This is a genomic window from Micromonospora sp. NBC_01412 (assembly GCF_045040215.1).
In the GTDB taxonomy this organism is placed as follows: domain Bacteria; phylum Actinomycetota; class Actinomycetes; order Mycobacteriales; family Micromonosporaceae; genus Micromonospora; species Micromonospora rubida.
In genome coordinates, this window is the sequence record NZ_CP109528.1 from 5142698 (window position 1) to 5169636 (window position 26939).

Genomic DNA, 26939 nt, shown 5'->3' on the forward strand with positions numbered 1-26939 from the left:
CCGGTGACGCTGCGCCCTGCCGAAATCCGACCGAGGTGTCCGATCGCGGGCAGCTACCAGGGCGTATTGATGACTACCATCAGTGGCATCGCTCGTCCCGGGCCGGCTCGACGGCCGTCTACCTCGGGGAGGTGTGCGCGATGCCGACGGAACCCGCCCGCAGCCCTTCGCTGAGCCTCACGCGGTCGAGGCTCATCGCCGCGCTGGACGTCCGGCCCCGCTCCCTCGGCCTGGTGGTCGCCCCCGCCGGGTCCGGCAAGACCACCCTGCTCGCCCAGTACGCGGCCACCGGTTGCGGTCCGGTGGGCTGGCTGCGCGTCGTGCCGTCCGACGCGGAACCGGCGCGGGCGCTGGAGCGCGTGGAGGCGACGCTGCCCGACGCCGGTGCCGGCCTGCTCGTCGTCGACGACCTGCACCTGGTCGAGGGAACGCCCGGGGAGTCCGTGCTGCTGGACCGGGCCCTCGCCCTGGCCCGCGAGGGCGTCCGGGTGCTGGTCGGCACCCGCCGCATGCCGCCGCTGATCCTGACCCGGCACGAGTTCTCCGACAGCGTCGTCGTCGACGCCGAGCAGCTCCGGTTCCGCACCTGGGAGGTGGAGCGGCTGCTGCGCGACGTCTACCGGGAGCCCCTGCCGGCCGACGACGTGGCGGCCCTGGCCCGGCGGCTCGGCGGCTGGGCGGCCGGCCTGAAGCTCTACTACCTGTCCACCCGCAGCCAGCCGCTGGCCGACCGGCGCCGCGCGGTGGCCTCGCTGGGCGTGCGCTCGGCGCTGTCCCGGGACTACCTCACCCGTACGGTGCTGGCGGAGCTCGCCCCCGACCTGCGCCGGTTCCTCGTCCGCACCTGCGTGTTCGAGGTGCTCACGGCACAGCGGTGCGACCGGCTGCTCGACGGCGACGGCGACGGGCAGGCCGCGCTGGAGGAACTGGAGCGCCGGCAGGCGTTCACCGTCTCCCACGACGGCGGCCGGACCTTCGCGTACCACGAGGTGCTGCGCGCCCACCTGATCGCCGCCCTCGCCGAGGAGTTGGGGGAGCACGAGGCGCGGGCCTGGCACGCCCACGCGGGACGGCTGCTCGCCGCGGAGGGCGCCGCGCTGGAGGCGGCCCGGTGCTTCGCCCGCGCCCAGCAGTGGCCCGACGTGCACCGGCTGCTCGACACCGCCGGCGGCGACGTCGCCGTGCGGGGCCTCGACCCGTGGTCGGACGTGCTGCCCGCCTGGTTCATCGCCGAGGACCCGTGGCTGGTGCTCGCCGACGCCCGGCACCGGATCAACGAGGGCCAGCTGGCGGCGGCGGTGCCGCTGCTGCGCCGGGCCGAGGAGATGTTCGGCGGCGAGCCGGCCCGGTCGCAATGCCGGTCCCTGCGCGCCGACGTGACGGCCTGGCTGCCCGACGGCCCGCACTGGCGCGGGCACTGGTCCGGCTGGCTGCGCACGGCCACCCGGCGGCACCCGATGGTGGTCGTCGGCGAGGCGGAACGGCTGACCGGGGCGGCCGACCCGCTGGTACGGGCGGGCGCGCTGCTGCTGGCCGGGCACGCCGCAGAGGCAGCGCGCGTGCTGGACCGGTGGGTGCCGTCCGACGCCGGGCTGGTCGGGCTGGCCTGCCGGCTGCTGCGCGCCGCCGTCGCGCTGGCCGGCGGGGACCCGCAGGCACCCGCCGCGGTCGGCGCCGTCGGCCTGGACGCCGACCGGTCCGGACTGCCCTGGCTGGCCCGCCTCGCCCGGGCGGTGCCCGCGCTGTCCGGGGCGGAGGCCGACCTCAAGGAGGCCGCCTCCGTCGTCGAGGAGTGCGACCGGCTCGGGGACCGGTGGGGTGCCCTGCTCGCGGCCGGCTGCGCCGCGCTGGCCCGCTCCCTGCGCGGCGGGCCGGATGTGGAGGAGGCCGGCCGGCTGCTCGACCGGGCCCGGGGCGTGGACAGCGGGGTGCTCGCCGCCTGGTCGCAGTCCCTGCTCGCGCTGGCAGCCGTGCGCGCCCGGCTGCCCGACGCCGAGGTCGAGGTGCGCCGCGCGGAGAGCACCGCCCGGGCCGCCGGGGTGCCGGGGGCGCGGGTGCTCGCCCTCGCTGCGGGCGTGCCCGCCGGGCCCGGCCGGGCGGTGGGCCTGTCCGCCGTCCACGCCGCCGCCGAGCACGCCGGGCTGCCCCGGGCGGTGGTGACGGCCTGGGTCACCCCCGAGTGTGGCGCCGCGCCGGACACCGCCCCGCTGACCGTACGGTGCTTCGGCGGCTTCCGGATCTGCCTGGACGGCGAGCCGCTGAACTGGTCGCCGCTGCGCCCCCGGGCCCGGGCCGTGGCCCGGATCCTCGCCATGCACGCCGGCCGGGCCGTGCACCGCGACCGGCTCCTGGACGCGCTGTGGCCGGACACCGATCCGGCCACCGCCACCCGTACTTTGCACGTCGCCCTGTCCAGCCTGCGCCGGTTCCTCGACACCCACCTGCCCGCCGGTGACGGGGGGAGCCTGCTGCACCGTGACGGCGACGCGTACCTGCTGGCGCTGCCCTCGGGGAGTTCGTGCGACGTCACCGAGTTCCGGCTCGCGCTGGAACGGGCGTCCCGCCCCGGGGCGACCGGGGACCCGCGCGCGCTCGACGACCTGCGGGCGGCCGTGGCCGCGTACACCGGAGAGCTGCTGCCGGAGGACGGCCCGGCGGAGTGGGTGGTGGCCGAGCGGGAGACGCTGCGCAGGCAGGCCGCAGACGCGGCGGCGCAGCTCGCCGAGGCCGCCCTGCGCGCCGGCGCCGAGGGGGCGGGCGCGATGGCGGCCCGCTGCGTCGAGATCGACCCGTGCCACGACGCCGGCTGGCGGCTGCTGATCGCGGCGCACGACCGGGCCGGCAACGCCGCCGCCGCCGAGCACGCCCGCCGCCGGTACGCCGACGTGCTCGTCTCCCTCGGCCTCGACCCGGCACCCGCGGAGACCGTGCCACCGGGGGCCATGGTCAACGTCGACCGAAGAATTCCGCCTCCCCGATCGCCACGGCCGGATCCAAGCCGGTCCCGTACGTCGAGCGGACCACCAGCCTGATCCGCACCACGTTCGACGCCTCGACGGGGAAATGCTGCTCCCCGGGTTCGTCGCGCAGCTCGATGTCGGTCTTCTTCTGCTTCCCGCCGGCGTCGACGGTGACCACGGTGAGCCCGCGCGGCCGACCGGCTTCGAGGAACGCCTGCCGCCGGAGGCCGACGCCCGGGGTGATGATGACGGTGAGCAGCCGCACCGGCTCGGTGAACCGGCCCTCCACCCAGGCGTCGGCGGGCGTGCCGACCGGTGCCCAGTAGCGGTTGTTCGCCCCGTCGGTGAGCCGGGCGGCGCCGGCGCCGACCCGCTCCGACGACGCGCTCATCGCCGCCGGGACGAGCGACGTCGGGTTCTCGGTGTGGTCGCGTACCGCCTCAACGGCCCGCCGCACCAGGGGCGGCCCGGCCACTGCCAGCACGCCGACGAGGCAGAGCACGAGCACGACCAGCAGCAGCCGGCGGGCCGCCCCGGCGGCCCGGCGGTCCTTCGGGGCGGAGCGGCGGGGCCCGCGGCGGCGCAACCGGTCCCACAGCCGGACCCACCGGTCCCGCAGCCGTTCCCACCAGGTGGCGCGCTCCGGCTCCGGCGCGGCCGGGGCGGTCAGCGATTCCCCGCAGAACCGGCAGATCCGGCGGCCCGGCGGGTTGATCCTGCCGCAGTGGGGGCAGGTCGGCTCCGGCGGCCGGGGCGCCGGGTCGACCGGCCTCGGCGCCTCCCGGGTGGTGCTCGGTAGCCCGGGCTGCAGTGCCTGGGGCGTGCCGTCGCCCGCGCGCACCGGCTCGTCCCTGCCCGCCTCGTCCCTGCCCGGCTCGTCCCTGCCCGGCTCGTCCCTGCCCGGGCCGGGCCCGACCGGGCCGGGCGGCCGCACGACGGGAGACGGGCCGCCTGCAGTGGACGGCGTGCCTGCGGTGGACGGGCCGCCTGCGGTGGACGGGCCGGGGCCCGGCGGGGCCGGGACGACGGGATCCGCTGGCGCGTCGGTGGCCCGGTCGGTCTCCGGCCGGCCCCGGGTGACGGCGGGCCCGGAGGTGGGCCGCGCGGTGCCCTCGTCCCACAGGTACTCGCCGCAGGCGGCGCAGAACTGCCTGCCGTCGGGGTTGGAGGCGCCGCAGTTCGCACAGGTGATCATGACTCGATCTCCAGCGTCAGCCGGACGTGGGCCGGCACGGCGGACGCGACGACCCGCCGCACCAGCGCCTCGTCGGCCGCTGCGGCGACCCGGACCCGCACCTGCGGCACCTCGTCCGGCGGCGGCCCGCCGGTCGGCGTCGCCGACCAGGTCACCCCGCCGTTGTCGGTGACCTCCACCCGCGCCCCGGTGGCCACCCGCACCGCCAACTCGACGCCCCGGGCCGTCCCGCGCCACCGGTGCGCCTCCACCGCGTGTCGGACCACCTCCCGGCGCACGTCCGGCGCCCGGTCCCCGTCGACCGGCGCGGCCACCCAGCCGGCCAGCCAGTCCAGGAAGTCCGGCGGGGCCAGGTCCAGGTCGAAGTACGCGTCCAGGCAGTCGAGTGTCAGCAGGACCGGCGCCAGCACCTCGTCCAGCCCGTCGGTGAACCGCTGCGCGAAGTCGTCCTCCAGGTACACCGCGGGCAGCTCCTGCCCGATCGGGTGAGGGCTCGCCAGCCCCGGCACCGCACCCCGCATCATCCCCTCCTGACCTCGGCGACGCGCCCGCTCACCCGGTGACCCGCACCTGGTGGGCGTACGAGAACGCGATGGCGTTGACGTCCAGATCGATACGCTGCACCGCCTCGCCGCGTTCCCCGGTGGTCGGATCGGCCCCGAACAACCGGACCTCCTCCACCAGGTCCACCCCGTCGACCCGCTGCAACACCGCGTGCAGCTCACCCGACTGGATCGGCCGGCCGAACGGCCACCCGTCGCCGTCGGGCCCGCCCCGCACCGGGTCGAGGTAGTCGTACAGGGCGCGCAGCGCCCGGCGGCGCAGCTCGGCGGCGGACGTGCTCACCCGCGGCCGGGCGCGGACCCGGGCGACCACCGTCACCCCCTGGTAGAACGGCGGCTCCACCAGCACCCGGGCGCCCACGCAGCGGCGCGCGTCGAGGAAGGCCCGGATCCGGTCCAGGACCTCGTCGCGGGGGCGCAGCGCGGCGAACCGGGCCGCGTCGTCCTCGGTGTCGCCGTGCTCACCCAGCGCCGGCACCACCAGCACCCGCACCGCCGCTGAGCCGTCGCCCGCCGGCACGCACTTCACCCGCAGCACCTCCGGCGCCGACTCCCGGGCCAACTGCTCGTAGTCCTCGGCGGTGACCGCCCGTTCCCGGGTACGCAGGCTCAACGGCCCCCGCACCGACGTCTCGGCCAGCGACTCGCCGTCGACGCCGCCGGTAGCCGCCGCCCGGTTGGTCACCGTGGACACGAACGGCACCGGGTCCCGCAGCACACTCAGCGTGCGGGCGGCCACGTTGCCCTGCCGCCCCCCGCCCGTGCGGTAGGCCGGGATCCGGACCACCGCGCCCTTCGGCGGCACCGCCCCGTACCGGCGTACCGTGCCGTCGGCCTGCCGGACGGCCGGGCCGAAGCTGATCTCCCCGCTGGACCGGTCGACGCACACGTGCCGGTCCTCCGGCCCGGAGTCGGCGAAGCTCGCCACCTCCCGCCAGCTCTGCCAGCCCTCGGCGGCGCCCACCTCGATGCCGATCGCGCCGTCGGCGGCCACGATCGGCGCCCGCTGCACCGTGAACCGCTGCCCCGGCACCCCCTCGGACGCGCCCAGGGTCTCCCCGCCGATCAGCTCGGCGTGGCAGGCGCTCACCGTGCCGCCGATGGTGACCGCCTCCGCCCGGCCCAGCCGGGGCGGGGCGTGGAAGAACGGCTGCCCGGCGACGGGCTCGCGCAGCCGGCAGCGCAGCCAACCGGCGCGGTGGCGGGCCTCCACCGACGCCGCGTGCCGCGCCGGGACGTGCAGCACCACCTCGCCGGCCCGGTTCAGGGCGCCCGTCGTGTCCCGCTCCACCGGGCACTCCTCCCAGCCGCCCTCGGTCCACGCCTCCCACACCAGCGGCGGGTTCGTCGGGTCCACCCCGCGCCCGGCGACCACCCAGTCCATGGTGAGCAGCACGGCGCAGCCCGGCACCGCCCCGTCCAGGCCGAACAGCACCGCGTCGCCGGCCACCGGCGGATCCGCGAACGCCGGGATCCGGTCCGCGCCGCCCAGGTCCCCGGTCCGGTCCGTCGCCCGCCCCCCGGCCGGCACGGTCAGCACCCGGACCAGCCGGCACGGCGGCACGGCCAGCTCGTGCAGCGTCTCGAAGGTCACCGGCTCCGCGCTCTCCGCGCGCACGGTCGCCACGTGCGTGCCGGCCGGGACGACGACCGGGGCGTCCCTGGGCGCGGACAGCCAGAACGTCACGTCCGTCGACGCCACCGCCGGCGGGAACGGGGCGATGCCGAGCAGGTCCAGGAACTTCACGTAGTGCCGGTCCGGCACCCGGTTGAGCCGGTACAGCAGCTGGTCCACCATGTACGCGAACGTCTCGATCAGGGTCACCCCCGGGTCGGACACGTTGTGGTCGGTCCACTCCGGGCAGCGCCGCTGCACCAGGCGCTTCGCGTCGTCCACCAGGTCCTGGAAGCGGCGGTCGTCGAGGTGGGGGGCGGGCAGGGCCATCACTCGGCTCCCGGGTCGTGCGCGGGGATGACGTAGAACGGAAAGACCAGGTTGCGCGGGTCGTTGTCCTGGCGCAGCCGGTACCGGATGTCGATGTAGAGGGTGCCCCGGGCCGCGTCGGCGAAGTCGACCAGCACGTCGTCCAGCTCGACGCGCGGCTCCCACCGCTCCAGCGCCAGGCGCACCTGGTACGCCACCTGGCCGGCCGTGGACGGGTCGGCCGGAGCGAACGCCAACTCGTGGATCGCGCACCCGAACTCGGGGCGGCCCGGCCGCTCGCCCGGGGCCGTGCCGAGGATCAGCCGGATGCTCTCCACCACCTCCCGGTCCCCCCGGACCAGGGCGATCCCGCCGGTGGGGTCGGTGCGCAGCGGGAACGCCCAACCGGCGCCGACGAAGTCCGTGGCCATCGGAGTCACCCGCCGATCAGCACGGTCGGGCAGCCGGCGAGGATCGGCGCCCCGCAGCCGGTCAGGTCGCCCATCCGGGCGGCGGGCCGGCCGCCGATGAGCACCGTCGGGCAGCCGGGCGGCAGCAGCGGCGACGGGGGATGCGGCGGGGTGCCCGGGAAGGAACAGGCGTGCATCGTGCCCACGGTGGCGGCGGGCTGCCCGCCGATGAGGACGGTGGGCGCCCCGGGGCCGCCGACCATGCCCGGATGCGCGGTGGGGTCACCGACGCGAGCTGCTGGTGGCATGGCGCTCTCCCTTCACTCACGTACCGTCAGTTGATCCGGACGACGCCGCCGCGGACGGTCACCGCGCCGCTGGCGGTCAGCTCCGCGCCGCCCTGCCCGGTGACCTTCACCGTCGCGCCCTCCACGGACGCGCCGGCCGTGCCCTTCACCCGCACCTGCCCCTGGCCCTCGATGCCGACGTCGCCCTTCGAGGTGACCGTGACCTTCTGCCCGGCCAGCTCCAGCGGCCCGGAGCCGGCGTCGAGGCTGATCCCGTCCTTGGCGCGGACGCTCACCTTGCCGTCGCTGACGATCTCGACCTGCCGGCCGGTCCTGTCGAGCCGCAGGGTGAACTTCCGGTCCCCGGTGGCCAGCAGGATCCCGTCGGGCCCGCTGCCGGCCTCCAGCAGCTCCAACCGGTGGCCGGTGCGGGAGACCAGGGCCCGCGCCGCGATCCGGCCGCTGCTGCCGTCCACCGGATCGGTGTCCAGCTTCGGCGGCGCGTCGGTGCCGTTGTGCAGCCCGCCGAGGACGTACGCGGCGTCGAGGTTGCCGCCGGTGAACCCGACCAGCACCTCGTCGCCGACCTCCGGCAGCAGCACCGCCCCCCGGTCCGCGCCCGCGCCGGGCTGCACCACCCGCGCCCAGCCGGTGGTGTACCTCTCGTCCAGCCACGGCAGGGTGAGCCGGACCCGGCCCAGCTTCTTCGGGTCCTTCACGTCGCTGACCACCGCCGGGACCAGGCCGTCGCCCGCCCGCTCGGCCGTGGCCGCACCAGCGGTCAGCCCGTACAGGGAGCGGTCGGAGCGGCCGGAGACGGTGAACGCCGTGGTGTAGCCGGCCTGCTCGCTGAACACGTGCCGGGTGCTGGTCAGCACGTACTTTCCCTGGAACGGCTCGCCGATGTTCGCCAGCGCCACCGCCGCGCCCGCCCGCAGCCGGGCGTTGCCCTTCGCCACCCCCTCGATCTCCGCGCAGCCGCCGCCGAGGTCGCCGGCCAGCGCGCCGGCCACCGCCCGCACCGCCGCGTCCGAGCCCAGGGTGGGGTCGGCGACCAGGTACGGCGGGCTGCCCACCTTCTTTCCCAGCTCGGCCGGGTCGGCGCCGATGCCGTCCGCTCCCGGCACCTTCGGGGTGGCGGTCGCGCTGACCGCCCGCTTCGTCGCCGGGTCCCAGCCCCGGGCGGCCACCTCGGGCACCTGCGCGGTGGCGGTCACCCCGGCGCGCAACGCGATCAGGTTCCGGTTGACCTCCAGCACCAGCGGGTCCTGGGTGGCCCGCGCGGACGGGTCGGGCGCGCCCGCCGGGGGCTCCGGCATCCGCAGGTGCAGCGCGCCGTCGAGCACCATCACCTGCGCGCCGACCAGCGCCGCGAGCCGGTGCAGGAACGCCCAGTCGCTGACGTTGTCCTGGCTGAGCTGCGCCTCCGGCTCGCCGCCGATGCCGGTCACCGGGTCGATCCGGCCCGCCTTCAGCCCGGCCCGCTGCGCCACCTTCCGCACGATGTCCGGCACGCTCATCCCCGGGTACGCGGCCACCCGCCGGCCGCGCAGCAGCCGGTGGGCCAGGTCCAGGCCGCGGACCTCGGTGAACGTGCCGGTGGCGTCCAGCTCGCACTCCACGGCGGTGACCTCGCCGGTGAGCAGCGGCGCGGGGCCGCCCGGGTCGGAGGTCTGCACGGTCAACTTCACCGGGGCGCCGATGGTGAAGCCGCCCTTGGCCAGCACCGTCCGGCCCGGGTCCCGGTACCGCAGCACGAACCGGTCGGGCAGGTTGCGGCTGTCGTCGACCGCCGCGTACGTCAGCAGCGCGGCGATCTCCGCGGGCAGCGGGCTGCCGCCCACCTCGACGAGGAGCGCGTTGGCGAACTGCTCATTGGCCACGGGCACCGTCCGTCAGCTCCTCGAGGGCGGGCACCAGCAGGACGGTGCCGGGCCGCAGCCGCATCGGGTCGTCGATATCGTTGGCCTCGGCGATCTGCCGCCACAGCCCCGCCCGCCCGTACGCGTGGTGGGCCACCGAGTGCAGGGTGTCCCCGGCGACCACGACGTGGACGTCCCGGGCCGCGAGCGCCCCCGACGTCGGGTTCTGGCCGGGCTGCTCCCCGGAGATCTCCTCCAGGGTGACCGTGCACAGCGCCCGCACCGGCGTGCCGCCCGGGGTGAACAGGGTGTACTTCGCGTTGACGCTGGCCACGAACGCCGAAAAGCCGACCATCCCGCCCCAGTGGAACACCACCCAGGGCGGGGAGCCCTTCTTCTGCTGCCGGCTCGCGTCGGTCGGCACGCAGCAGGCGAACAGCTCCTCCACCCGCTTCACCACCGAGCTGTCCATGGTGGCGGTGGCATCGAAGAACATCTCCAGGGTCAGCTTGGCCGGATCCGAGCCGGTGAACTCCGGCACGCCGCTCTTCTTCGCGTTGCGCTGCGCGTCCCGCTTCCACTTGGCGGTCTTCGTCAGCGCCAGCTCCTTCGGGTTGAACTGGAACGGGATCTGGCCCAGCTTCGGGCCCGGCGCGGCGGTGCCGCCGTTGCGGGGCGGCTCGTGCAGCTGCAGGTAGGCGTGGGTGAGCTGTGGCGGCGCGCCGCCACCCCGCCCGGCGGGGCTGCCGGCGGCGGTGAAGGTGACCGGGGAGGCGCTCACGGGTCACCCCCCGGTCCCGGGGCCGAAGAAGCCGTGGTGAGCCAGTTCGAGGGTCTCGACGGCCACCTTCGGGCTGTCCGGGCTGAGCTGCGGCCCCGTCCACTTGACGGGGATGACGTCGAGCAGCCCCCAGCGGGCGATCACCGTGCCCTCCAGGGTGCGGGCCTCGATGGTGGCGGTCTTGCGGGTGATCCCGTTCGCCATGCCCGAGAACCAGCGCATCAGCTTGGTGCTGTCGGCGGTGACCGGGCGGGACAGCTTGACGTTGGAGAACTTCATCCGGGTCGGTAGCTGCCACACGTGCCCGTTGTTGCCGCCTTCCTCGCGCTGCTCGACGACGACCTCGCAGCCCAGCCCGTCGCAGGTGTTGAACGCGCCGAGATCCTGGTCGTCGATCCTGACGACGAAGGCGATCGCGACGGCGACCTCGTCCTTGGCCATTCGTCCCTCCTGGTCCTGGCGTTCTTCCCCTGGTCCGCGGCGTGGCTCCCGGTCCCGGTCAGCCCGGCCCGCCGAGCGCCCCGTGTCGCTCCCGGTCGAGGCGCAGCTCGGTCTTGAGTCGGCGCAGCAGCGGGTCGTACAGCTTCTTCAGCAGCTCCTCCGGTTCGGCCCCACCGCCCGGCGCGGCACCCGACGCCGCCGGCCGACCGGCCGCCGCCCCGTCACCATCGGGCGGCGGGGCCGCCGCAGGCGGCGCGGGCGCGTCGACCGGGGGCGGCGGGGCGGCGTCGTCGACCGGTTCGGCCCGCTGCACGACCGGACCCGACAGCTCACCGATGGCATACGCGGACAGCGGCGGCCCGGGCGGCGCGGCGTCCCGCCCCTGGGGCCGGCTGGCCGGCGGCGTTCCAGGAAGCGCGCCCACCCACCGCTGGACGGGCGGGAGCCCGCCGCCGGCCTCCGCGCTGGTCGAGCTGGCTGCGTTGGTCGACGCCGCCGTGCCCGGCGTGGTGCTCGGGTCCGGGGCGGCCGGGGGCGGGTACAGGTCCACGGGGACGGCCCGCTCCGGGTCGGCTGTGGTGCCGGCCCGCCCGCCGCCGGCCGGTGGCTCGTCCCGCTGCCAGGTCACCCGCTGCACGGCCGGCCGGTCGGGCAACGGCGCGACCGGCCCGGCCCTGGTCAGCAGCGGGGGCGGGCGGTCACCGACGAGCCGGGCCACGACCAGGGGCAGGGGAGGGGACGGGCTCCCGCCCGCGTCCACCCCTACGGGGCCGGCCGGCCCGGCCGCGTCGCCGGTGGGGTCCGCCGTGCCGCCGTCCCCGCCGACGAGGCCGGCGACGCCCGGTCCGCCGTCGGTGCCGGCCTCCCAGCCGGCCGTGGCGCCACCGACCGGGCTTGTTCCACCGTCGTACGGGCCGTCGGTGCCGGTCGACGCCTCGGCGTGGGGGGCCGGCCCGGTGCCGGTCGACGGCCCCTCGACGCGGGGGCCGGTCGGGGTGGCCGACGTCGCCAGGCGCGCCACCACCGGCAGGTCGGTGCCGCCGGGGCCCTCCTGTCCCGCACCCGGGCCGCCGGCCGGATCCATCGCCTGAGCGCCCGCCGCCGGCCCGCCCGCTGAGGAGGCGCCGCCCGAGGGCGTCGACGTGGGTGGCTCGCCCAGCAGCGGGGCCACGCCCGCCCCAGCCGGCACGTCCCCGCCGGCCGTCGTCTCCCAGCTGGCCGTCGTCTCCCCACCGGCGACCGTCCCCCCGCCAGGTGACGTCTCTCCGGCGGGTGACGTCTCTCCGGCGGGTGGTGTCTCTCCGGCGGGCGGCACGAACGTCTGGACGGGTGCCGGCCCGCCCGTGCCCGGGTCTGCCACCCCGCCGGCCCAACGGGTGGGTGGGGCGTCGCCGCGCGGCGTACCGGCGAGCGGCAGGCCCTCGACGGGCGGCGGGGGACCGCCGACCGGGTTCTCGCCCCTGTCGGCGGCCCCCGCCTCGGCCTGCGGCCCCACGGGGGAGGGACCGAGACCGGTGGGAAAGGCCTCCGTGTCGAGCCGGGAGATGGTGACGGTCCCGGAGCCCACGAGCGTGGTCGAATCGCCCGCCGGTGCCGCGTCGCCCGCGTTTCCCGCGTCACTCGCGTCGCCTGCATCTCCCGCATCACTCGCGTCGGCCGGTTGACCGGCCGACGCGGGTTCGGTGACCGGCCCGCTCCCGCCGGTCGGCGACCGCTGGACCAGCGGCGCGGCGGCCGGCGGGAGCGGGCTGCCCGCCTGGCCCTCTCCGGCGGCGGATCGTCGCACCTGCTCGGGACCCTGCCCGGCCGTGGAACGTTGCACCGACGGGGGAGCGGCGTCGCCGGTCGGGCCGGGCACCGGGGAGAGCACGGGGGACACGATCGGCTCGCCCAGCCCGAGCCGGCGGGGTGGCCTCGGGCCGTCCCCGACGAGTCGCTGCACGGGCAGGTCCGGTGCGGACGGCCCGGCGCTGCCCGGTGTGAGGGACCCGGCGCTGCCTGGTGTGAGGGACCCGGCGGCTGCCGCCGCGAACCCCGCATCCGACGCCGGACCCGGGACGTCACCGCCGAGGGGACCCGTCATGTCGGCCGGGGTCGTCGCGTCGGTGTCACCCGTCGCCGGGGCGTCCCGTCCGAGGGTGGGTGCCTCGGGCGAGGCGGCGTCGGGTCGGGCGGCCTCCGGCGTCGGGTCGGCCGGGCGTTCGACGGCGGGCAGGAGCAGCTCCTCCGGCGGCGGGGGCGCGGTCAGCAGCCGGCTGACCGTCATCGGCTCCACGGGCACCGCCCGGCCCCGGGCCGGCACGGCCAGCGGATGTTCCGGCACCGGTGTGGTTCCCGGCGGGCCGGCGGCCTGCCGTTGCAGGGACGGTGCCGGCGGGCGGCTGTCCGCCGACGGCGTCGCGAGCGGCAGCGGCCCGGTGTCGTCGCCGTGCGTCCGGCCGACGGGCTCCGGGACGGGCCGGGGCGGCTCGCTCACCGGCACGGCCGTCTCGTGCAGCACCCCCGCCGGCTCGGCGGGACCGACGAGGTGACCGAGGGGCGCCAGGTACGACGGGTCGCGCCACGCGGCCAGCGACCCGGTGAACGTGTCGGGCAGGTTCAGCCGTGGCTCGTCCGGGGTGACCCGCTGGAGCGGCGGGAGGCTCTGCCACGCGGGCGGTGCGCTCCGGGTGTGAGTCGGGGAGCCGTCGGTGGGCGGGGCGGGGGCGTTCGCGGTGGACCGTTGCACGGCCCCCTGCGTACGCCGGCGCCACGGCCACATCGGGTCACCGTCCCTGGCTGATGCGGGTGTTGATGCTGGCGATCTCCGCCATGTAGCGCAGGCGCTCGCCGTGTTCGAGGTCGAGGATCTCGTCCAGCGACCAGTGGAAGTGGTAAGCGACGTACGCGACCTCGGTGTGGATGCGGTCGGCCGCGTACGTCACGATTCCCCCAGGCGCCCACCGGCGAGGTCGACGGCGAACCGGTGCCGGCACTCCGGGCACACCACGCTCGCCCGGGTGTGCCCCTCGCTGTTGATCCGCCGGTACATGTCCTGGAGGAACGCCAGGTCCGAGGCGAACAGGTCCTCCACCACGCCCGGGTGCACGTCCAACACCGTGCCGATCCGGGTGATCACCCGGCTGAGCAGCACCACCGTGAGGTACGGCGGGTTTTCCCGCACCCGGTCGTCGCGCAACGGCACCAGCTCGTCGCGGGCGGTCGCCAGCCGCATCACCCCGTCCCGGTGCACCGTGCCCGAGCCGTCGACGTAGCCGCGCGGCAGCTCGAACGGGAACTCCGTGCGCAGCGTCTCGCGGCGCGGGGCGACGGCGGCCGGCTCGGCCGGCTCCGGGCCGGGCGGCGGGACCAGGGACGACGTGCGGCGCATGGGGCTACTCGACCTCCATCGACTCGTACGTCACCACGAGCTTCTCGGTGAGCACGCTGGTGTCGCCGGCCTTGAGCGAGCTGATCTCCAGGCTCTTCGCCCACGCGTTGGTGAGCTTGTACCGCTTGATCGGTATGCCCTCGTAGTCGAAGACGATGATCGCGCCGCCCTTGCGGGCGGAGCCCATCTTCCCGAAGCGGCAGTCCTTGACCCACCGCTCGAAGCTGTTGTCCGCCGTCAGGCCCCGGGTCAGCGTGACCTCGCCGGCCTTCGGCGCGCCGGGCGCCTTGCGTACGGCGAACTTGCCGTCGGCGGTGTTCGACTTGTACTCGATGACGTCCTGCTCCATCTTGAGGCCGGAGACCTCGGTGATCTGGCGGATGATGATGCTGTCCACCTCAAGGCCGAACGAGTGGCCGACGGCGGAGTCGAAATCGGGGAGCGGCACGACTGCCTCCTGACGCTTTGGGGACTACTCGTTGACCAGGCTGGTGCCGCCGGACATCTGCGCCAGCTGGAAGATGACGAACTCGGCGGGCTTCACCGGGGCCACGCCGATCTGGCAGATCACCTGGCCGGCGTCGATGCTCTCGGCGGAGTTGGTCTCCTCGTTGCACTTGACGTAGAACGCCTCGTCGGGGGTGAGCCCGAACAGCGCGCCCCGTCGCCACTCGTTGACCAGGAACGCGCTGATGGTGCGGCGGATGCGGGCCCAGAGCATGTGGTCGTTGGGCTCGAACACCACCCACTGGGTGCCGTTGAGGATCGACTCCTCCAGGTAGTTGAAGAGCCGCCGCACGTTCAGGTACCGCCACGCCGGGTCGGACGACAGGGTCCGCGCGCCCCACACGAGGATGCCCCGGCCCGGGAACGAGCGGATGCAGTTGACGCCGATCGGGTTGAGCAGTTCCTGCTCCGCGCGGGTGAGCTGCGTCTCCAGGGCGACCGCACCCCGGATCGTCTCGTTCGCGGGGGCCTTGTGCACGCCCCGGTTGGCGTCGTTGCGGGCCCACACCCCGGCCAGGTGACCCGACGGCGGCATGAACCGGTTGGTGCCGGTCACCGGATCGAACACCTTGATCCACGGGTAGTAGAGCGTGGCGTACTTCGAGTCGTAGCCGGCCTGGTCGGTGCGCCACTCCTTGACCTGCTGCGGGGACAGCCCCGGCGGCGGGTCCAGGATGGCCATCCGGTCGCCCATCAGCTCACAGTGGGCGATCACCGCGGACTGCACGGTCTTCACCGACTCCAGGTCGATCGCGCCGCGCTGGTAGGCCCCCATCAGGTCGGGCACCGCGACCATGGTCACCTCGTCGACCGCCTCCAGGCCGCCGAATCCGGTCCGCTCCGCCGCGTCGCCCACGTACTCGTCGGCGGACACGGACTCCGGTGCGCTGACCGTGGGCGGGGCGCTCAGCGCCACCTCGCCGCCGCGGGGGCGGGCCAGTTGGCCGGTCGGCGCCGCCTCCTCGATGGTGATCAGCTTGGACCGCTCGCGGACCACCGTCACCACGTTGTCCTTGCCGCGCTTGGTGGTCACCGACTCGAACGTCTCGGTCACCTGGCCGCCGCGCTTGACGACGAGATTGAAGCGGTCCTCGCCCGCGCCCTCCGGCGGGTCGGCCACCTCGACCGTCACGTCGTCCGGCATGCCCTCGGGCAGGGCGCGGGCCACCACCCGGTACGTGCCGAGGATCGCCGTCGGCTCGGGCGCCGCAGGCAGGGCCTCGTCGCTGGCCCGGTCGCCGCCGACCCGCACGATGTACGCGGCTCCGCCGCCCTGCATGAAGTACCCGTACACGGCGTGGCCGAGGTAGCAGTCCGGGGCGAACTCGCCGAAGGTCTGCGAGTACTGGCTCCAGTTCGTCACCAGGGTCGGGGTGTTGAACGGCCCCTGCGCGGCGAAGCCGACGAACGCGGCGACCGCTGTGCCGACGCCCTCGATCGGGCGCGAGCCGGCCACCTCCTCGACGTACACGCCCGGCGCCAGGTAGTTGGGCATCCCGCCTCCTCGTCCCTCGGGGATCGAGTCGAGCGTCCCGCGTACGGGCGGCGGGTCACACGTCCGCCGGGCCGCTTGATCGGGAATCCTTCACTGCCCGTATGGGCAGCGGCGTCAGCGGCCTCGATGCACCGTGCCTCAGCGTCTCCCGGATCGGGCGGCAAGCAGGAGTTGAAGTGCCGTGCCTGCGAGGTCTCGGACGCCAGGATCATCGTCCTGTTCGTACATCTTCGCCAGCGGCGTGGCGAGTTCCTGCCACTGGGTCAGGCTCGCGGCCTCGACCGCCTTGAGTCGGACGCTCGTCGACGGACTGTCGAGGGCGTCGGCGAGAATCCGCAGTGTCCTCGGGTCAGCGTCCTCGCCGGAGGCGATCGCCATTTTGATCAGCAGTACGGGCTCGTGGTCCTTCGCCTGTTCGGCGAGTTCCTGCCATTCGGCAAGGGGGCGCGCCGAAAGCCGCGTGGCGAGGGTGTGATCGATCTTGCTGACGCCTTCGTTCGGTCCTTCGATCATGAAGTAGCCGATTCCGAGGTTTCCGTCCTCGGTCACCGTCAGGCGGACCGGACCGTCTTCCTGCCGGTAGAGGTGAGCCTCTTGGTCTATCCCTAGGTCTCGTGACTCGACGAATCTGAGATCGATGCCCGTCGTAGTAGCGATCTCCCCCAGAAGATCCTCGAGTGAGATGAAGAAGCCATCATCGAGATCGTCTGTCAGGACGTGGTACCGCCGAGCTGTCTGGCTGGCCATGTCGCTCCTAGGTTTGTCCGTCATAGTGTGCCATGAGCCGCATCAGTTCTGTCCGTAGGCGTGTTCCTGCATCTATGATCTCGGCAGGCTCTCGTCCGTGACCCACCCGTGCTGCCAGCCATTGCCGGATGGCTACGGCCAGCTTATCCAAGTGGTACCCGCTTGACGTCGCCATGATTGGTCGTGTCGTTGCGGCCTGCAGAAGTTCTCTGATAATCCGGCCGACCCGTCGGATGCGTATCCGCTCCGCCATCTCGTGCTCGTGTGGATAGCGAGAGTTGAGTGGAACCAGGCTCCCCTGGTCGTCTCGTCGCCGGACCGGCTTCTTGCCCGTGAAGGCCGCGCCCTTGGGGGCCATCGGAGCCAGATCGCCCGCGACGACCCGGTCGTGATCGGCAACGCCGGTGTCGACCAGTGCGCTGGAAAGGGCCGTGGTCGTTCCCATTCCCGGGTATCGACCCGCCTCGACGCCGTGTCGAAGTATATTGTGCGTGTTCAGGAGTGTCAGGTACTCGGCCTGGTCCTCACTGCTCCCGCGAGTCATCTGGCGTCGAAGTGAAAGCACCCCCACCCTCGACCCTGTGGTGAGGGCCCGTTCTATGGCCGCTTTGCTGAGCCCGAACTCCGTGACGCCTCTGTCGATCAGCTCCGCCATCATGCCCGGGCGGTATGCGCCTGGTTCCCGGCGCTCACGCTTCGCCTTCGACAGCCCGGGTGTCCAGGGTGCCTGGACCTTCGGGATTCTCCGCACACCCGTGGGATTCTCCTGCCATCCCTGCCAGCTGAACCGGTTGGACCACAGTACGACGTCCGGCTCGACTTCCAGGGATGAGCTGCCGGGTCGCGTGCTGGCGAGGATCGCCCGTTGCTCCGAACGGGTGAGCCCATCCAGTGCGTTGCGCTCGCCGGCCGCGTACGCTTGCCGCTGCCCGGCCGCGAACGGCAACCGTAGTTGAAACGACCCGTCCGGCAGGAGTGTCGCCGACGTCTCCCGGCTGAAGGCTTCCTCCACCTCGTGAAAGATCGGCAGCAGAAGTGCCGCCAGTTCTGCGTCGGTGAGTCTTTTCCCCTTCGGGTCGTCCAGGGTGATGGACGGATTGACCGTCGCCGTAAACTCTCCGGACGGGCTGACGGAGAGGCTCGACAGACGGTGTTTTGCCTTCCAGCCGGCAAGCTTCTTCTGGAGCCGGCTCGGGCTGATGCCCTCGGCGAGCGCCCGCTTCAGCGCTGGCTTGAGCGCTTTGACTGCCTGTTCGAGGTGCTGTTGCTTCGCCTGTGACGAGCGCTGGTCGGGATCGGATCTGCCCCTACGCCGGGGGTCTGTACCATCGCGTCTTCGGCCCGGACGGAGCCTGTCCCGGAGCCCTTTCGCGCTGGCCCTGGCTTTGCGCGCACCCGCCTTGAGCTTCGACCAGAGCTTCCGGCCGGCAGCGGCGATCTTGTCGGCGACCCAGCCCACAGCCTTCATGACGGGTGCGGCGAGCCCCTTGAAGAACTTCTGCACCCGCTGCGCGATCCCGCCGACGCCGAGCACCGCCGCGAGCACGCCGATCAGCACCGGCACCGACCGCGCCAGGGCCTTCTCGATCAGCGCCGGAACCCCGCCCGTCCCGCCGCCCGCGATCGCGATGATCGCGTCGAGGACGGAGTTGACGAACTCCAGGATCTGCGCGCCCTGGGTCACGATGAACGTGACGAAGTCGATGATCATCTTGACGGCGCGGACGAACGCCGACGCGGGGTTGAGCAGCGAGATGATCCAGGTGATGCCGGCCATCAGCACGGTCGGGATCAAATATTCGCTGATCTTGGCGAACAGGTTGGCCTTGAGGTCGCCGACCTTGTCCTGGATCTCCTCCCACAGCCCGCCGAGGCCCTGCGCCTGCACCTTCTGGACGATGGGCACGGACTTCTCGACCGCGCCCATCGCCGGCTCGGGCACCCCGCGCTTGATGATCAGGCCCCGGATCGACGCCCAGGTCAGCCCCAGCAGGGAGCCGATCATCATGACGATGCCGCGCAGGTCGAACTTCGCCGGCAGCTCCAGCCCAGCCCCGGCCATCGCCCCGGTGAGCCAGCCGACGAGGCCCTTCTTCAGGTGTTCGCCGATGTTGGCCATGAACTGCTTCAGGCCCGCACCGACCGCGCTGACCAGGTTGCCGAGGAAGCCGATCGGGTCCTTGATGATCGCCATGACCGCCTGGGCGGCCTTGGCCAGGACTCCCATCAACATGTCCTTGAGCTGCATGATCGTCTTGATCACACCGGCGACGGCGTCGACGGCCTTGGCGACGAGGCCCTTGTTTTTCTCCTTCTCAGCCGCGATCTCCTCGTCGACCGACTTGAGCGCCTCGTTGTACTTCGTCGCCAAGGTCTGCACCAGCTCGGTGCCCTTGTTGTTCACCGACTCGGTCAGCTCGTCGAACTTCCCGGCGAACTCGCCGGCCGCCTCCTTGCCGATGGCCTGAAGGTCGGCCGGAAGCTTCTTCACCTCGGCCTGCAACTGGTCCCGGCCGGTGGCGATGCGCTGCTTGGCCCGGGTCAGCTCCGCGCCGATCACGTCGGCGACGGCGGAGATGACCTGCTGCATCCGGTCGACGTAGCCTTTGCGGGCGGTGACGAAGATCTGGTTGGCCTCCTCGGGCAGCCCGGCGAACTTGTCCTTGATCCACCGGCCCTTGCCGAGCAGCCCCGAGTACCGCTTGTCCTTGTAGGCGTCCATCAGCCGGGTGTGTTCGGCGGTGAACGCGTCCCGAGCCGCCTTCTCGCCCGCGCCGAACTTCTCGTCGACCTTCTTGTCCAGGCCGGACAGGATCTCCTCGACGTCCTTTTTCGTGGCGTCAAAGACCTTCTGCAACGTCGCGGTGACCTGCGCCCGCTTGACCTCGTCGGCGGACTTCGCCTGCTCCTTGCCCGCCCCGACCGACTGCCCCGCCTGCTTGCGGTCCCCGGCGAGGGCGTTCATCGCCGTCGCCCCGGCGGCTCCCGCAGCCGCCTTCGCGCCGGTCAGGGTCTGTGCCTCGGCGGCGCGCACCTGGCCCGGGGCGGTGGCCGTGTGCTGCTCGACGGCGTCCTTCTCCTTCAACGCCCCGGTGAACTCGGGCTCGTTGGACTTCGCGAGCTGCTCCTCGGTGACCTGCGCGTCGGCCATCTGCTGGTCGACCTGCTTCGGCCCCCCGGAGAGATCCGTCGCCGCCGCAGGCGCCTTGTCCGGCACGGCCTTCGCCGGGTCGGGTGCGCCCGGCGCGGCCGGGGGCTTGTCGGCCACCAGCGGCGTGACCGGTTTGTCGACCGCCTGCGAGGTGTCCGGCGGGGCCTTCGTGGTGGTCTCGATCGCGTTCGCCGAGGCCTTCTTGCCGTCGGTGACCTGGCCCTGCACCTGGCCCTTGACCGCGTCCGCCTTGCCCGAGTCGCCGAACTTGTCGGCTTCGTCGAGGTTCTTCGGCGCCTGCGCCGCGATCGCCTCGTTGACCGCGCGCACGAACGCGGCCTTGTCGAATTCGCCGGGCTTGGCGGCGTTCATCTTCTCCGCGTTCGCCGCCTTGCCCTGGGCCTCCTTGTCGTCCTGTGGCGCCTTCGCCGCGCCCTGCGCCTTCGACGCCTCCGACGCTGCCGGCGGGTGCGCGCCGAGCACCTGCTGCTTGCCCCGCACGTCCGCTTTCAGCGCGGCGAACTTCGGGTCGGCCTGCGGCCCGGGGCGGTGGACGGGACCGGCGTCGGTCGCCAGCCGCTGCACCGGTACGTGGACCGACGGGTCGACAACCTCCGGACCGGTGCCACCGGCCGCTGGTGCCGTCGTCGGCTGGACCGTTGCCGAGGAGGACGACGATGCCGAACCCGTCTTCGGTGCCCTGCCGCTGGAAGCCGATCGGGCGGTGGTCGGCGATCGACGCGCGGTTGATCCAGCCGCCCTGCGCTGCGCCACCAGGGCGGACACCGCTCGGTTGCCGGCTGCCGCCTGCAACCGCTGAGCCACGGCCGGGCTCAATGGGCGTGCCCCGGGGCCCCGGTGTGCTGCGGTCGTCGCGTCCGAGTCATCAGCCGGCCGGGTCGGCGCAGGCGCTGCCGGGCGTACCGGAGCGCGTTCCGCACCTCGTTCCTCGGCCGGCGCCTTCACGCTGTACCTCCCGGGCCGGGCACGTCACCGTCAGTTCACCGTGGACACGAGCGTCCGATACTCGGAGTCACTGGTCACTGACCGTGCGGCCTCTTGGGAGTGCCGCGAAAGTTGCCCGATGGGGCAGCGCTCGGTTGGTCGGACCTTCGGCTGTTCGCTCCAGCAGGAGGCCGAGGAGGCAGATTCGCGAGGTGTCGGCCGACGGCTAAAAGCGTGGACGACGTAACTGAAGATCCATACGATCGTCGATGCGCTGCGTCATTTCGGGGTTCGCAGGCATACGGGGAGAGGTTGTCACTTTGAGATGGTCAGTAACGGGCCGGAGCTTGGCCACTGCCCTGGTGGCGGTGGTCGGTGCCGGCGGGCTCGCCGTCGTGTCGGCCGCTGGGGCGGCCTCCGCGGCTCCCTACCACGAGAGTCAGATACCGATGCACATCGGCTACACCGACTCCACCGACGCGCAGGTCGCCCACGAGTGGGAGGGCGACACCAACGCCCCGCTGGGCACCTGGCAGGACGGGGCGAGTCAGCTCCACACGTCCCGGGTCTACGCCACCTTCGACCTGACCGGCTTCGCCGCGCGGCAGATCATCGGCGGCAAGCTGTACCTCCGCGAGCAGAGCGCGGCCGAGTGCCCGAAGCGGGCCGTCGAGGTCTGGCGTACCGCAGCGGTGACGCAGACGCCGACCTGGGCGGGTGCACCGGCGGGGATCGAGAAGCTTGACGAGGCTGGCGACTCGACGTACTGCCCGGCCGATCTGGCGTTCGACGTCTCGGCGGCGGCCCTCGACGACGCCCGCGAGGACGACGGGCGGATCACCGTCGAGCTGCGGGTGTCGGCGCAGCACGAGAGCGACCTCAGCTACGGCCGCCAGCTCTACTGGTACAAGCGGTTGCAGCTGAGCGTCACCTACAACTCGTTGCCGGCGGTTGACGGCGACCACCTCTACAACGGCGGCTTCCCGTGCCGGGAGCAGGCCCCCTACCCGACGCTGCCGGCCCAGCGCGCGACCCTCCAGGCCGTCGGCAACGACGCCGACGAGTGGGACAGTGTGCGGCTCGACGTCGGCGTCTGGCCGGTCGGCGACCCGGCGGCACGGGTCGAACTGAGCCAGGAGCACGGTCAGTCCGGCCGGGTCACCACGGTCCAGGTGCCGGACACCGCGCTGGTCGACGGTACGACGTACGCCTGGCAGGGCCGGACCTCCGACGGCCTGGACACCTCCGCCTGGTCCCGGACCTGCTACTTCACGGTCGACCGTACGGCGCCGCCGGCTGCCCAGGTCACCTCGGCCAACTATCCGACCTCGGACACCGGATCGACCCCGGTCGGCGAGCCGGGGGTGTTCACCCTCTCCGGTGGCGGCGACCCCGACGTGGTCGGCTTCGCGTACGCCTGGGAGTCGATCCTCGTGTCCGGGTGCGCCTACGGCGACCTCGGCCAACTGGTCTGCCCGGATCCGTTGACCGTGCCGGGCACCGTGCAGACCGACGTTCCGGGCGGTTCGGCGACGCTGACGCTGAGCCCGCCCCGGGACTTCCTCAACACGCTCGTCGTGCGTTCGCTCGACCGGGCGGGCAACCGGTCAGCCGACACCCGCTACGAGATCCGGGTGCCGGACACCGACCCGACCGTGACGGTGGTGGGCGACCAGCCCGACTGGGGTGACGAGGTGACCGTCCGGATCACGCCGCATGTCGGGGTCGCTCCGGTCACCGAGTACGAGTATCTGCTGACCGGGGGCACGAAGCAGACCGTCCCGGCCGGCCCGGACGGCAGCGCCACGGTCACCTTCACCGCCGACGAACCGGCGGGTTACCAGCTCACGGTACGCAGCCGCAGCACGAACGGTTGGGTCTCCTCGGAGGCGTCGTGGTCGCTGCACTTCAACCACCAGCCGCCGGGCGTCTCCTCCACGGTCTATCCCGGCATCGGGCAGGCCTCCGGTGGCATCGGTGTGCCGGGGACGTTCGTCTTCTCGCCGCCGTCCAACTGGGACGAGGTGAGCGAGTACCGGTACAAGTTCACCGGTGACTCGGCGTACCAGACGGTGGCGGCGGGCCCGGACGGCACCGCCTCGGTCACCTGGACCCCGCCGTCACGCGGGTTCAAGACCGTGAGTGTGTACGCCGTCCGCCCCGACGGCAAGCAGAGCTACGTCGCGAAGTCGTACCCCTTCCGGGTCGCCTGACGGGCCTGCGCACGAGCGGCACGATCGGCGTGACCGGGACGGCCGGCGAGGTCAGGAGGTCGAGGCCTCCGCTTCTTCTTCCTCCTCGCCGGTCTCCTGCCGCTGAACGTACGTCTGTGCCGACTCGTCCTCTTCGGACATCTCCTCGGCGCGCTGCACCTCGGGGTGGTCGTGCCCCTCGTGCTCGACGGCCCGCTGGACGGGGGCGGCGGCAGCCGGGGCCGGAGTGACCGGGGCGGGGGTGGCCGGGGCGGACATCAGCCGGTCGGCGTTGGCGACGGCCTCGCGCTCGAACCGGTCGGACGGGTCGCTCACCTTCACCCCGCCGCCGTGGTCGGTGCCGTCGACGGGGCCGCTGCGCTGCTGCACCACGTGGGTCAGCTCGTGGGCGAGCATGTGCTGCCCGGCCGACGACGCCGGGTCGTAGCTGTCGCGCTGGAAGACGATGTTCGACCCGACGGTGTACGCCTGCGCGTTGACCGACTTCGCCGACTCGTGCGCCGCCCCGTCGGCGTGCACGCGTACGTCGCCGAAGTCCTGACCGCCGAACCGGGCCTCCATGTCGGCCCGCACGTCGGGGGCGAGCGGCGTCCCGCCGCCGGAGTTCACCACCGAGTGCACCGGGGAACGTTCCGCCTCCAGCAGCTCCCCGACGGCCTGGTTGCCGACCGCCCGTTGCAGGCCGAGCAGCCCGGACGCGCCGAGGACGTCGGGGCGCCCGGCGCTGGCGGCGGCGTACATGAGGTGGTCGGTGTCGCGCTCGGGGCCGGACGGCCGGTCACCGGCGGGGCGTGCCGCCGCGTCCGAGTCGAACTCGCGATGTCCGCGCATGTCGGGCCTCCTCGCCGGAACGACCCGGCGCGATGACGGCAGGGTCTCCCGTCTCGACCGTCCCCTGTCGGCTCGCCCCGGCACAGGGCGAGCCGGGCCAGCCGTAGAGGCAGCCCGAACTGCCCCCCCGGGCAGTCCGCCGCGCCCTGGCGGCCCACGTCGGCGCACTCAAGGACACCGATCGCGGCCGACGGTCCCGATGCGGTCGCGGGGCCGGCCGCGCCTTGCCGGACGGACCTAACATCGGCGGTCCGGGCAACTGTCTACGTTGGACGGGAGGGCTTCATGATCCTACGCCGATCGGGGCGTCGCATGTCGTCGCGGCTACCGCGCTCGGGCACCCGCGAACCGGGTCGCCGGTCCTGGATGCAGGGCTGGGGGCTCAAAACGGCCGTCATCTCGGCGGTCGTCCCGCTCGTCGTCGCGGCCCTGTGGGCGAAGGGCGCCGGACTGGTGGATCGCAGGGTCAGTCCCGCCCCGAGCGTCTCCGGGTCCGTGACGCCCGTGGCCGCCGCCGGTGGTCAGGCCCCGGGGCCGTCGGCCAGCTCCTCACCGGTCGGCCCGGCTCCGGACGGCTCGCCGCCGGACGCTCCGCCGCTGCCTCCCGAGCCGATCTGGGACCCGACCGGCCCTCCGTCCGGCGGGCCCACGTCGAGGCCCGACCCGACGTCGAAGCCGAAACCGCCCCCGCCGAGCGACGAGGCGGTTACCTCCGCCCGGGTGCGGCGGAGCGGGACGCTGGTCATGGCCGACTACACGGCGTACGACCTGGACTCGACGGCCGCCGACTGGAATCCGACCAAGGACGACTGGGGCTCCAGCCGCGACGTCGGGTACGCCTCGTGGTGGCCCGACGCCGGCAACGACGCCGTCGTCAGCCGTGAGGACCCGAGGTACGCGGCGTCGCTGTCGGGCACCGGCCCTTGGCAGCGCGCCGACTGCGTCCGGGCGGGGTACGGGCAGCCGTCCGCCCGCCCGGTCGGGGATCGGCTGCTGGAGCGCCGGGGAATCTGCGTGGTCACCTCGGCCGGGCGGTACGCGCTGCTGGTGGTGAGCAGGGCGGTCGAGAAGCAGCTCACCGTCCGGGTCACCGTCTGGGAGTGACGTTCCCGCGACCGGCAACGATCTCCCGTCGCCCGGTGGCGGTCTCACACGGCCAGCCCCAGGTAGGGGCCGAACTCGCTCTCCAGGGTGAGCCGGCCGAGCTTGCGGTACTCCCGGCCCACCGCCCCGATCAGCTCGGCCATCCCCACCGGCCGGCCCGCCCCGGCGGCCAGGTACCCGGCGGTCACCGCCGCCGAGCGGATGTGCCCGCCCGCCAGCTCGAACGCCTCGGCCAGGAAGTCCAGGTCCACGTCGGGGGCGCGGGGCACCCGGTCGCCGAGGCAGCGGTCCCACAGCGCCCTCCGGGCCGCCTCGTCGGGCACCGGGAAGTCGACCACCACGTCGAGGCGGCGGGTGAACGCCTCGTCCAGGTTGGCCCGCAGGTTCGTGGCCAGCACCGCCAGCCCGTCGAAGGTCTCCATCCGTTGCAGCAGGTACGCGCTCTCGATGTTGGCGTACCGGTCGTGGGCGTCGCGGACCTCGGAACGCTTGCCGAAGATGGCGTCCGCCTCGTCGAAGAGCAGCACCCCGTTGACCCCGGCCGCCTCGCCGAAGATCCGCTCCAGGTTCTTCTCGGTCTCGCCGACGTACTTGTCCACCACCGTGGCCAGGTTGACCGTGTACAGGTCCAGTCCCAGGCTGCCCGCCACCACCTCGGCGGACATCGTCTTGCCGGTGCCCGAGTCCCCGGCGAACAGCGCGGCCACCCCGTGCCCGCGCCCGCCGCCGGGGCGCATCCGCCACTCGCGCAGCACCTGGTCCCGGTGCCGGGCCCGGCCGGCCAGCTCGTGCAGCAGCGACAGCGTCGCCGGCGGCAGCACCAGGTCGTCCCAGCCGACCTCCGGGACGATCCGCCGGGCCAGCCGCTCCAGCCCGGCCGCGTTCTGGGTACGCGCGCCCGCGCGCAGGTGCGCCGCGCCGACCGGCTCGCCCGTGGCGGCGGCGAGCTGGACGGCCACCGAGGCGGCCCGCCGGATCGCCGGGGCGCCGAGGACGAAGTGCGCGGTGGCGGCGGCCGGGTCGAGCCCGTCGGCCAACCGGTCGGGCAGGGCGGCCCGCCACACGGCGGCCCGGTCGGCGGCGCTCAACGGCACCACGTCGACCTGCACCGGTGCGCCGGCCGTCCACGCCGGGTCCCACGGCTGCGTCCCGTACGCCAGCACCGGAACCTCGCCGGCGGTGAGCCGGGACCAGACCGCCCACGGCTCGTCGCCCCGCACCGGCCCGACGACCAGTCCCGCCCCGGTGAGCAGGGCCTCCCGGACCAGCACGGTGGCCAGCTCAGCCGCCTGCGGGTCGGCCGCGAGCCGGGGCAGGTCGACGGCGAGCGCGCCGCGCCGGGTGTGGTCGAGGGCGGCCACCGCGAGGGCCGGCGCGCTGCCGCCCGGCTTCTCCCGCAGGTACGCCAGCCGTGCCCCGGACCGGCCGAGCTGCTCGGCGCCGGGCGGCGGCGGCCCGGCCGCGTCGACCGGCTCGGCGAACCCGACCAGCGACGGCTCCGGGGCGTCGGCGTCGAGCAGCCAGCCAGCTACCCGGTCGGGCACCCACAGCCCGCGGCTGAGCACCGGCCGGTCGGGGGAGTCCACGCGCAGCAGGGCCAGGTCGATCAGCGGCGCCCCGGCGGTGAGCCGGAGCCGGGCCGGGGCGGCGGCCTCGGGCAGCCCACACAGCCGCAGCGCCAGCCCGACCGAGGGGCGGCGGCGGGTCACGTCGTCGTTGAGGTACCCGTAGAACAGCTCGAACCGGCTGTCCACGTCGGGGGCGAGGGCCACCAGCAGCAGCGCCTCGTCCAGCGGGGTCAGCCCCGCCGCCCGGGCCAGCGCCGCCAGCCGGTCCGGCCCGGGCTCCCGCCCGGTTCCCGCGGGCCCGGCCGGTGCCCCAGCCGGTGCCCCAGCCGGCGTCGGCCCAGCCCCGGCGGCCGGCCCCGATCCGGCCGACGCCCTTGCCGAGGCGTCGGCCGGATCGCCCGGCCACGGGCGGAAAGGCTCCCGGCCGGCGGCGAGGGCGGCGTCGACCGCCTCGTCGGACAGGTACAGCCCGCGGAACGGGTCGTCGGGCTGCGGATCGGCCTCGCGGCGGGCCGCCACCGCGGCGCGTACCGCCAGCTCCACCCGCTGGAGGCGGCGCAGCAGCGCCGGCGAGCCCTCAGCCAC

At 74.1% G+C, this 26939-nt stretch carries 22 protein-coding genes; 4 read left to right on the forward strand and 18 right to left on the reverse strand.

What is annotated here, in order from left to right; translation table 11 throughout:
• Positions 1–140 precede the first annotated feature (140 nt).
• Positions 141–3032 (forward strand): BTAD domain-containing putative transcriptional regulator, encoded by a 2892-nt coding sequence (locus OG617_RS23525; RefSeq protein ID WP_405095149.1) that lies wholly within the window; start codon positions 141–143, stop codon positions 3030–3032.
• On the opposite strand, the gene OG617_RS23530 is transcribed toward OG617_RS23525, so the two are convergent.
• The 15 genes from OG617_RS23530 to OG617_RS23600 form a co-directional block, all read right to left on the reverse strand.
• Positions 2947–4155 carry an NADase-type glycan-binding domain-containing protein gene (locus tag OG617_RS23530; RefSeq protein WP_405095150.1) on the reverse strand — a complete coding sequence of 403 codons (1209 nt, stop codon included), beginning with the start codon at positions 4153–4155 and terminating at the stop codon, positions 2947–2949. The genes OG617_RS23525 and OG617_RS23530 overlap by 86 nt on opposite strands.
• On the reverse strand, positions 4152–4676 hold the full coding sequence (locus OG617_RS23535) for a phage tail protein (protein ID WP_405095151.1): 525 nt from the start codon (positions 4674–4676) through the stop codon (positions 4152–4154). Before OG617_RS23535 ends, OG617_RS23530 begins: the two co-directional genes overlap by 4 nt.
• Positions 4677–4707: 31 nt before the next feature.
• Positions 4708–6663: a putative baseplate assembly protein gene (locus OG617_RS23540; protein WP_405095152.1), complete on the reverse strand. Its 1956-nt coding sequence runs from the start codon at positions 6661–6663 to the stop codon at positions 4708–4710.
• Complete coding sequence (locus tag OG617_RS23545) at positions 6663–7073, reverse strand: GPW/gp25 family protein (protein ID WP_161692193.1); 411 nt, start codon at positions 7071–7073, stop codon at positions 6663–6665. Before OG617_RS23545 ends, OG617_RS23540 begins: the two co-directional genes overlap by 1 nt.
• A gap of 5 nt (positions 7074–7078) precedes the next feature.
• Positions 7079–7360, reverse strand: coding sequence for a PAAR domain-containing protein (locus tag OG617_RS23550; RefSeq protein ID WP_405095153.1), 282 nt, complete (start codon positions 7358–7360; stop codon positions 7079–7081).
• Between the two features lie 26 nt (positions 7361–7386).
• Positions 7387–9228 carry a VgrG-related protein gene (locus OG617_RS23555; RefSeq protein WP_405095154.1) on the reverse strand — a complete coding sequence of 614 codons (1842 nt, stop codon included), beginning with the start codon at positions 9226–9228 and terminating at the stop codon, positions 7387–7389.
• Positions 9212–9982 carry a LysM peptidoglycan-binding domain-containing protein gene (locus OG617_RS23560; RefSeq protein WP_396679927.1) on the reverse strand — a complete coding sequence of 257 codons (771 nt, stop codon included), beginning with the start codon at positions 9980–9982 and terminating at the stop codon, positions 9212–9214. Before OG617_RS23560 ends, OG617_RS23555 begins: the two co-directional genes overlap by 17 nt.
• Positions 9983–9985: 3 nt before the next feature.
• Positions 9986–10423, reverse strand: coding sequence for a phage tail protein (locus OG617_RS23565; protein ID WP_117672064.1), 438 nt, complete (start codon positions 10421–10423; stop codon positions 9986–9988).
• Positions 10424–10481: 58 nt separating this feature from the next.
• Complete coding sequence (locus OG617_RS23570) at positions 10482–13151, reverse strand: hypothetical protein (protein ID WP_405095155.1); 2670 nt, start codon at positions 13149–13151, stop codon at positions 10482–10484.
• 37 nt (positions 13152–13188) lie between these two features.
• Positions 13189–13347 carry a DUF6760 family protein gene (locus tag OG617_RS23575; RefSeq protein WP_405095156.1) on the reverse strand — a complete coding sequence of 53 codons (159 nt, stop codon included), beginning with the start codon at positions 13345–13347 and terminating at the stop codon, positions 13189–13191.
• Positions 13344–13793 (reverse strand): hypothetical protein, encoded by a 450-nt coding sequence (locus OG617_RS23580; RefSeq protein WP_405095157.1) that lies wholly within the window; start codon positions 13791–13793, stop codon positions 13344–13346. The genes OG617_RS23575 and OG617_RS23580 overlap by 4 nt, the downstream gene beginning before the upstream one ends.
• A 4-nt stretch (positions 13794–13797) precedes the next feature.
• Positions 13798–14241, reverse strand: coding sequence for a phage tail protein (locus OG617_RS23585; RefSeq protein ID WP_350888608.1), 444 nt, complete (start codon positions 14239–14241; stop codon positions 13798–13800).
• A gap of 24 nt (positions 14242–14265) precedes the next feature.
• Entirely contained in the window at positions 14266–15795 is a 1530-nt protein-coding gene (locus OG617_RS23590; RefSeq protein ID WP_405095158.1) for a phage tail sheath family protein, read from the reverse strand.
• 138 nt (positions 15796–15933) lie between these two features.
• Positions 15934–16542 (reverse strand): HEAT repeat domain-containing protein, encoded by a 609-nt coding sequence (locus tag OG617_RS23595; RefSeq protein ID WP_405095159.1) that lies wholly within the window; start codon positions 16540–16542, stop codon positions 15934–15936.
• A gap of 7 nt (positions 16543–16549) precedes the next feature.
• Positions 16550–20278 carry a hypothetical protein gene (locus OG617_RS23600; RefSeq protein WP_405095160.1) on the reverse strand — a complete coding sequence of 1243 codons (3729 nt, stop codon included), beginning with the start codon at positions 20276–20278 and terminating at the stop codon, positions 16550–16552.
• Between the two features lie 37 nt (positions 20279–20315).
• Here OG617_RS23600 and OG617_RS23605 point away from each other — a divergent pair, with 37 nt between their 5' ends.
• Both OG617_RS23605 and OG617_RS23610 read left to right on the forward strand, forming a co-directional pair.
• A complete protein-coding gene (locus tag OG617_RS23605; RefSeq protein ID WP_405095161.1) occupies positions 20316–20513 on the forward strand; it encodes a hypothetical protein in 198 nt (65 codons plus the stop codon).
• A 472-nt stretch (positions 20514–20985) separates the two neighbouring features.
• Positions 20986–22851, forward strand: coding sequence for a hypothetical protein (locus tag OG617_RS23610; protein WP_405095162.1), 1866 nt, complete (start codon positions 20986–20988; stop codon positions 22849–22851).
• 51 nt (positions 22852–22902) lie between these two features.
• On the opposite strand, the gene OG617_RS23615 is transcribed toward OG617_RS23610, so the two are convergent.
• Both OG617_RS23615 and OG617_RS23620 read right to left on the reverse strand, forming a co-directional pair.
• Complete coding sequence (locus OG617_RS23615) at positions 22903–23682, reverse strand: DUF4157 domain-containing protein (RefSeq protein WP_405095163.1); 780 nt, start codon at positions 23680–23682, stop codon at positions 22903–22905.
• Positions 23683–24203: 521 nt separating this feature from the next.
• Positions 24204–24428: a hypothetical protein gene (locus tag OG617_RS23620; protein ID WP_405095164.1), complete on the reverse strand. Its 225-nt coding sequence runs from the start codon at positions 24426–24428 to the stop codon at positions 24204–24206.
• Here OG617_RS23620 and OG617_RS23625 point away from each other — a divergent pair.
• Complete coding sequence (locus OG617_RS23625; protein WP_405095165.1) at positions 24427–24786, forward strand: hypothetical protein; 360 nt, start codon at positions 24427–24429, stop codon at positions 24784–24786. The two genes, OG617_RS23620 and OG617_RS23625, sit on opposite strands and share 2 nt — an antisense overlap.
• A 44-nt stretch (positions 24787–24830) precedes the next feature.
• Here OG617_RS23625 and OG617_RS23630 read toward each other — a convergent pair whose 3' ends face one another.
• Positions 24831–26939, reverse strand: a complete 2109-nt coding sequence (locus OG617_RS23630) for an ATP-binding protein (RefSeq protein WP_405095166.1) — start codon at positions 26937–26939, stop codon at positions 24831–24833.

Coding starts and splice junctions, on each gene's coding strand:
- OG617_RS23525 (WP_405095149.1), top strand. CDS start 141: ATGCCGACGGAACCCGCCCGCAGCCCTTCGCTGAGCCTCACGCGGTCG.
- OG617_RS23550 (WP_405095153.1), bottom strand. CDS start 7,360: ATGCCACCAGCAGCTCGCGTCGGTGACCCCACCGCGCATCCGGGCATG.
- OG617_RS23535 (WP_405095151.1), bottom strand. CDS start 4,676: ATGCGGGGTGCGGTGCCGGGGCTGGCGAGCCCTCACCCGATCGGGCAG.
- OG617_RS23530 (WP_405095150.1), bottom strand. CDS start 4,155: ATGATCACCTGTGCGAACTGCGGCGCCTCCAACCCCGACGGCAGGCAG.
- OG617_RS23590 (WP_405095158.1), bottom strand. CDS start 15,795: ATGCCCAACTACCTGGCGCCGGGCGTGTACGTCGAGGAGGTGGCCGGC.
- OG617_RS23545 (WP_161692193.1), bottom strand. CDS start 7,073: ATGGCCACGGACTTCGTCGGCGCCGGTTGGGCGTTCCCGCTGCGCACC.
- OG617_RS23580 (WP_405095157.1), bottom strand. CDS start 13,793: ATGCGCCGCACGTCGTCCCTGGTCCCGCCGCCCGGCCCGGAGCCGGCC.
- OG617_RS23625 (WP_405095165.1), top strand. CDS start 24,427: ATGGCCGACTACACGGCGTACGACCTGGACTCGACGGCCGCCGACTGG.
- OG617_RS23565 (WP_117672064.1), bottom strand. CDS start 10,423: ATGGCCAAGGACGAGGTCGCCGTCGCGATCGCCTTCGTCGTCAGGATC.
- OG617_RS23540 (WP_405095152.1), bottom strand. CDS start 6,663: ATGGCCCTGCCCGCCCCCCACCTCGACGACCGCCGCTTCCAGGACCTG.
- OG617_RS23620 (WP_405095164.1), bottom strand. CDS start 24,428: ATGACCAGCGTCCCGCTCCGCCGCACCCGGGCGGAGGTAACCGCCTCG.
- OG617_RS23615 (WP_405095163.1), bottom strand. CDS start 23,682: ATGCGCGGACATCGCGAGTTCGACTCGGACGCGGCGGCACGCCCCGCC.
- OG617_RS23595 (WP_405095159.1), bottom strand. CDS start 16,542: ATGGCCAGCCAGACAGCTCGGCGGTACCACGTCCTGACAGACGATCTC.